This is a genomic window from Endozoicomonas sp. SESOKO1 (assembly GCF_024606265.1).
In the GTDB taxonomy this organism is placed as follows: domain Bacteria; phylum Pseudomonadota; class Gammaproteobacteria; order Pseudomonadales; family Endozoicomonadaceae; genus Endozoicomonas.
The window spans coordinates 1-1306 of sequence record NZ_JAHHPP010000029.1 but is presented as its reverse complement, the minus strand read 5'-3'; the positions used below and the strand labels follow the sequence as shown (position 1 = coordinate 1306).

Here is a 1306-nt window from a genome sequence, read left to right as displayed (position 1 = left end):
TAAAAATAGAGATCAATGCTTTTCATCAATGTCATTGATGGCTCTGGGTTATAAAGATGAAGAATTTAAGCAGGATGGTTTGGATTGTTTGATTTTATCAGGAAGTGGTGATAAAGAAAATGTAGAAACGGTAGGGTGTTCTGCATATGGTTCCCCTAATGACTCAATTTTGATTTTTATGCCGAAGCTTGGAGATGATGAAGCTAGGCGTATTCATGCAGCCATAGAAAAGAAGGAAGATATTTCATTTAATGTAATGCGCACAGAAATTAAAACCAAGTTCAAGCTAGATGATCCTGATGGTTTCATCAGTATGTCAAATAATTATTGTAAAAATGGTTGAAAGATATCTATACGTCAGGTGCCAGGCTTCTGTGCCAAAGGTGCCAATCTAAGAGAGCAGTATGAGCTGTGAGTTTTTGGCACCGAGTCCAAATCGGGTTCTGTCTGTGTTGCGGGTTCTGTCTGTGTTGAGAGTTTCCTGGTAGGGGGTTTCTGCCTAGCTGGTTCCGTCGATTGCTCTTTACATTGGTGCAACGGCAGTATCAGCATGGAGCCCTTCTCAGCAGATGATGGCGGTGGGTTTTCGGTGTGCGACGAAGAGGAGTTGTTTCGTGGGCAGGGCCAGGAACAGAAATCGGAGTCGCAAAGGCACCTAACAAAAAATTCCAGCGGACACTCGCTCCGCTCGTGCCGCTGAATTTGGCGTTAGGTGGCTCTGTGCCAGCCATTATTGTCTGCTATGCTCTTGTTTCAAACAACAAACTTAATGGTATGCAGTATGTCATTGGAAGCCAGGGTAGAGAAACTTGAATCCCATTTTGATTCGCTGGACAGCGCTGTTCGTAATCTCATCAAAATAACGGGCGATACACACCAGGAGATACTGGCAACCCGTCAGGAGATGCGGATTCGTTTTGCCGAGCAAGATAGACGTTTTGACCAACAAGATCGTGAGATTTCTACTTTTAAATCCGATGTTACTGTTCTTAAATCCAATGTCGCTGCTTTGACAGAAGCGGTGCTTGCCGGTTTCAGGCGTAGTGATGAAAAAACAGACCAGCTAGAGCTTCTTATTCGCCAACGCTTTCCTACCAGCTAACACGCCACCTAACAACAGCTTCGTGCGGACTGCGCCGCACAAGCGGAGGTTATGTGCTTTCCAGTTAAATCAAAAAAAATGGATTTATAATGTGTAATGCATATAATCATCCACCGTATTGCAACTGCGGATTTGGAGGGGTTTTTTACGGGGTTCGATCTTTCACTAAAATAAGACCTACAGAAAGATCACAATATGTATTTA

2 protein-coding genes are annotated in these 1306 nt (G+C 43.6%); both read left to right on the top strand.

Going from position 1 to position 1306, the window contains the following annotated elements:
- The coding region (locus tag KDK13_RS01780; protein WP_257283061.1) for a hypothetical protein at positions 1–343 on the top strand (343 nt) is incomplete at its 5' end.
- 438 nt (positions 344–781) lie between these two features.
- Positions 782–1102 carry a hypothetical protein gene (locus tag KDK13_RS01775; RefSeq protein WP_257283060.1) on the top strand — a complete coding sequence of 107 codons (321 nt, stop codon included), beginning with the start codon at positions 782–784 and terminating at the stop codon, positions 1100–1102.
- Positions 1103–1306 lie beyond the last annotated feature (204 nt).

Coding starts and splice junctions, on each gene's coding strand:
- KDK13_RS01775 (WP_257283060.1), top strand. CDS start 782: ATGTCATTGGAAGCCAGGGTAGAGAAACTTGAATCCCATTTTGATTCG.